This window comes from Streptomyces sp. NPDC005485, assembly GCF_040606085.1.
Taxonomy (GTDB): Bacteria; Actinomycetota; Actinomycetes; order Streptomycetales; family Streptomycetaceae; genus Streptomyces.
Genome location: NZ_JBEXDZ010000287.1, coordinates 1 through 5021 on the forward strand (window position 1 = coordinate 1; position 5021 = coordinate 5021).

Annotated in this window: 3 protein-coding genes and 1 pseudogene; all 4 read right to left on the reverse strand. The window is 70.3% G+C overall.

Annotation, left to right across the window (positions count from 1 at the left end):
* Nucleotides 1-96: 96 nt before the first annotated feature.
* Nucleotides 97-1695, reverse strand: a pseudogene (locus ABZS97_RS43380) (DUF1996 domain-containing protein); the annotation flags it as partial.
* A gap of 211 nt (nt 1696-1906) precedes the next feature.
* Nucleotides 1907-2563 carry a response regulator transcription factor gene (locus ABZS97_RS43385; RefSeq protein ID WP_356149349.1) on the reverse strand — a complete coding sequence of 219 codons (657 nt, stop codon included), beginning with the start codon at nt 2561-2563 and terminating at the stop codon, nt 1907-1909.
* Complete coding sequence (locus tag ABZS97_RS43390; RefSeq protein WP_356149356.1) at nt 2548-3810, reverse strand: sensor domain-containing protein; 1263 nt, start codon at nt 3808-3810, stop codon at nt 2548-2550. Before ABZS97_RS43390 ends, ABZS97_RS43385 begins: the two co-directional genes overlap by 16 nt.
* Before the next feature lie 325 nt (nt 3811-4135).
* A partial coding sequence (locus ABZS97_RS43395) for an NAD-dependent epimerase/dehydratase family protein (protein ID WP_356149362.1) occupies nt 4136-5021 on the reverse strand: 886 nt, incomplete at its 5' end.

The window sequence follows — 5021 nt, forward strand, 5'->3', positions numbered from 1 at the left end:
TAGGCCTCCACCGTCCAGGTGTTCTGCGACTCGCCCGCGGCCAGTTCGGCGTAGTAGGGGGTGTTCGCCCCGGCGATGCGCGCCCCCACCTCGACACTTGCAACGCTGGCCGCTGTTGATGCAGTTGACCATGTTGTTCATCACGTTCTCGTCGAAGACGTTGATGAAGTCGTCGTGGTCGGTCGCGGCCTTGTGCAGCTGCTCCGGGAAACCGTCCACCGCGTAGGCGTTCTTGACCTGCCCGTTCTGGATGACCGGGGCCGGCACGTTGTACACCAGGCGCATGGTCAGCTGCGGAATGGCCTTGAAACCATTGCCACAGTTGCCCTGGGCGTCGGCGAACGCCACGTGCGTACGGTGGTTGGCGCTGTCGATGTTCTGACCGTCCCAGCAGCTCTGGAACTTGAACGACCGCACCACGCTGCTGCCCTGGGGGCAGATCGGGTACTGCGTCGTCAGCTGCACCTTGTTCTCGAAGCCGGTGCAGCTCCAGTGCGCGTTGGCGTTCGCGAGACCGTTGGTCGTGGTCTTCGCGTCACCGGTGATGATCCGCAGGAACTTCGGCATCGCGACGACCTTGCTCTTCGCGTTGCCGACGAACTTGATCTGCGCCTGCTTGACCTGCTGGATGGCGCCGACGTTGCCTTCCTTGCCACCGCCGTCGTTGTTCTGGTCGAAGTCCTTCGTACCGTTCTGGATACGCACGACCGGCCAGTAGTACGAGGACTTGTCGCCCTGGTTCGTGCAGCTGGTCTGGGCCGCGGCGAACGTGTCGTTGTTGGCGAAGGCGTCGTTCGACTGGTTGCCGACGTAGTCGTGCAGGTGGTGCGCGCCGTTGGCCACACCGGGCGCCACGATCACGTTGTCGGTGTTGAACTTCTTGTTGGCGTTCACACCGCACGAGCTGGTGAACGTGCCGGCCGAACCACCGGCCCGGGTGCGGGCCTTCTGGGCGACGTTCGCCTGGACCTTCGTGATGTCCACGAAGTCCGCGGCGACGGGACCGTTTCCGGCCTGACCGCCATTGCCGGTCTGCTGGCCGCCGTTGCCGGCGTTGCCGCCCTGCTGGCCGCCGTTGCCACCCTGCTGCTGACCGCCGTTGCCGGCCGTCGCGCTCGGGGCCGCGGTCGCTCCGCCGTTGTTGTTCTGGCCGTTCTGACCATTCTGGCCGTTTTGGCCGTTCTGGTTGTTCTGCCAGTTCCCTCCGGCGTTGGTCTGGGCCTGGTTGGCGGTGGTGCCGGTGCAGGGGGCCAGTCCGTCGAGCGAGCCCGGGGCGGCGGCGCCGACACGGCTGAAGTCGATCTTGATCCGGCCGATGACCGCGGTCCGCTTGTCCTTCAGCGGGCCGAGGATCGCGTTCTGGACGAAGCCCGCGTCATTGGCCTGCGCCTGACGCGACGAGCTCAGCCGGGCGTACGCCTCGGTGATCTGCTTGTCCAGAGTCGCCAGTTCGTTGTCGACGTTCGCCTTCGCGCGGCTCGGCACGCTGGTCAACTGCTGACCGATGTCCGGGCAGGTGATCGTGGCCACCTGGGCGGCGGCGGCCTTGGTGCTGTTCTGTGTCGAGTTCTCCTCGTGCGCCGAAGCATAGAAATTCGCCCAGATCAGCCCGCCCCCGCCAAGCGCTAGAGCCGCCGATGCGGCTATGGCCTTGTTGGCCAGTGACGAACGGCGTTTTCTTGTATTGCGTCCCATGGAACTCCTCTGACTTCCTTGCGGGGCATCGAGGCGCCCGACAGGAGTGAAGCGGCTCCGTTCCATACGCAGGGGGCGCGTGAGGCGTTCAGAGGCCCTCGAAAAACTTGGAAGTTCCTGAGACCAATTTCGGCACAATGGGCCCAGAAGCCCGCGTTTCCAAGGGAGTTGATCTCCCCGAGCAGGTTTACAACCGGCTTTTGACTGATATTCAGTGGCTGCCCTGGTCCAGATAGGCGAGCACCGCGAGTACGCGCCGGTTGTCGTCGTCCGAGACCTCCAGGTCCAGCTTGGCGAAGATGTTGGACGTGTGCTTCGCGATCGCCCGTTCCGTGACCACGAGTCCGGCCGCGATGGCCGCGTTCGACCGGCCCTGCGCCATCAGTTCCAGCACCTCCCGCTCGCGCGGGGTGAGCCGGCCGAGCGGCTGGTCGGTACTGGAGCGGCGCGACAGCAACTGCTGGATCACCTGCGGGTCCATGGCCGTACCGCCCGCCGCGACCCGCCGTACGGCGTCGATGAACTGCTCCGCGTCGAACACCCGGTCCTTGAGCAGATAGCCCACCGCGCCCGCGCCGTCCGCGAGCAACTCCCGCGCGTACAACTGCTCCACGTGCTGCGACAGCACCAGCACCGGCAGCCCCGGCCTGTCCCGGCGGGCCTGCAGCGCGCACTGCAGCCCCTCGTCGGTGTGCGAGGGCGGCAGCCGTACGTCGACGACGGCGACGTCCGGCGCCTCCTCGGCGAGTGCCCGGGTGAGCTCGGGGCCGCTCTCCACGGCTGCCGCGATCTCGAAGTCGTACGCCTCGAGCATCCGCACCAGTCCGTCGCGCAGCAGGAACAGGTCTTCGGCTAGGACAACGCGCAAGGGATCTCCATGCTCACCATGGTGGGACCGTCCGCGGGGCTGCTGACGGCCAGTACGCCGTCGAATGTACCCAGTCGCCGCTCGACCCCGGTCAGCCCGGACCCCCCGCCGATGCGTGCGCCGCCCCCGCCGTTGTCGGTGACCGTGATCCGCAGCCTGCCGTCCGTGTGGTGGACGTCCACCCAGAGGCGGTCCGCGCCGGAGTGCTTCACCGCGTTGGTGAGCAGCTCGCTCACCGCGAAGTACGCCGCCGACTCCACGGGCGCGTCCGCGCGGCCCTCGGGAAGTTCGACACTCACCTCGGTCGGCAGGGGCATCCGCAGCGCCAACGCCCGCAGGGCGTCGCCGAGTCCGCGCTCCGCGAGCACCGGCGGATGGATGCCGCGCACCAGGTCGCGCAGTTCCGTCAGCGCCTCCGCGGAGGACTCCCGGGTCCGGGCGAGGAGCTCCTTCGCCTTCGCCGGGTTCTTCTCGATCAGTGCCTCGATCGTCCCCAGGTCCATGCCCATCGCGACGAGCCGTGCCTGCGCGCCGTCGTGCAAGTCCCGCTCGATCCGACGCAGTTCGGTCGCGGAGGTGTCCACGGCGTCCCGTCGGGTCTCGGTCAGCACCCGGACGCGTTCGGCGAGTTCACGCTGGCCCGGGGCGAGGGCGGCGCGGACGATCAGGAAGTGGCCGCGCAGGAGGGCCGGGGTGGCGAAGTAGGAAGTGAACAGCAGCACGGCGGCCAGGGCGCCGGCGAGGAGCGCCGAACCCTGTCCCGAGACGGGCACGAAGCCGTACCACCAGTTGACGCGCGTGCCGTCCGTGAACGCCCGCCACAGGCCGAGCGCGAGCGCGAAGCCCTCCAGGGGGTAGAAGGCGAGGACGGCGGACAGCAGCGCGGTCAGGAACCCCGCGGTCATGTCGACCGGCAGCCAGCAGAGGTCCCGCCAGGTCGCGGAGTCACCGAGCATCCGGAAGCAGCGGGTCCAGGGCTTCGCGCCGTCCGGGATCGGGCGGTACGCGGGCGGGATCCGCACTCCGCACCACTCCGCGGCCACGAGCCGCCGCCAGTCCGCGAAGGCGCGTACGCCGGTGAGCACCCACGGGGTCGTGAAGATGCCTATGCCCGCGGGGATGACCGCGAGGGACACGACGGACAGCACGAACAGGGCGAGCGCCCCGGCCAGGCTCACCACCGCCAGCACCAGGCCCCGCCCTGCCGCCACCCCCACACGCCGCCATCCCGCCCATGTCATCTCCATGCCGCCAGTCTTCCGGAACAGCCGACCGGGGTCACGGGGCCGGGCACCCCAGCGGGGGTGGTGTTGGCACCCCTAGTGGGGCGCCGTTCGCGTGGGGGCCGGTGGGTGGGCCGGGTCCGTGCGTACGCGGCTGCGGGCCGTCCTGGCTGCGGGTGCGCGTGGCGCCGGGGGGCCGGCGGAGCCTCGTTTCTGCGGGCAATCGTGCCGCCAGGGGCGGCACGGGTGGGCGCAGCGGCGCCCCGTGAACGCCGGGTTGCGTGACCCACTCCCGGCCGGCACCAACACCGGGTGACCGAGCAAGGCAAGGAGGCACCCGGGGGCCCGGTCACCCCGCCAGGACCGCCGCCTCGACCGCGGGGTCGAGCCCCACCACCGGCCGGTCGTCCCGTTGAGGGGCGTCCCCGCCACGGGCCCGCAGCCACGCCCACGTGTCGGCGACCGTCTCCGACACATCCCGGCACCGAAGCCCCGCCGCGACGGCCCGCGACACATCCAGCCGGTGGATGCCGTCGTGGACGTCCCCCGGCGGAAACCAGACCGGCAACTGCACCCAGGGCTCGATCCCCGCGTCCAGCACCTCTCGAGGGTCCGTCCACCGCAGCTCCGCCTCGGCTCCGGTGGCGCTGACGCATGCGTCGAGGAGCGCCTCCATCGTCGTATGCCCGGAGGGACTGACGAGGTTGTACGGCCCGCTCAACTCCCCCTCCACCGCCGCGAGAACCCACTCGGCGAGGTCGCGGACGTCGACGTACTGGAGGGGAAGGTCGCGCGGCCCGGGCGCCAGCACGGGGCCGCCGCGGGCGATCCGGTTGAGCCACCACGGCAGCCGCCCGATGTCCTCGTGCGGCCCGAGGATCAGCCCGGCCCGCACGAGCAGCGAACGCTCCGCCCCGAAGGCGTCGAGGACGGCCAGCTCACCGCCGTGCTTGTCGCGCGCGTAGTCGGTCTGCTCGGCGTCCGCGGACGCCCCCTCCACGAGGGCACCGGCCTCGGTGCATCCGACGCCCCGCGGCCACGCGTACACCGAGCAGCTCGACACGTACACATACCGCGAGGCCCGGCCGGCCAGCAGCCGTGCCGTGTCCCGTACGGCGCGCGGCGCCGCCGACCAGGTGTCGACGACGACATCCCACTCACCGTCGCCGCCCCCCGCCCGCCCCTCCCGCGGAGTGGGTGGGGCGAGGCCACGCACCCCACCCCCCCCCCGTCGG

Excerpts from the sequence above, each read along its gene's own strand:
- ABZS97_RS43390 (WP_356149356.1), bottom strand. The coding sequence starts at position 3,810 with ATGGAGATGACATGGGCGGGATGGCGGCGTGTGGGGGTGGCGGCAGGG.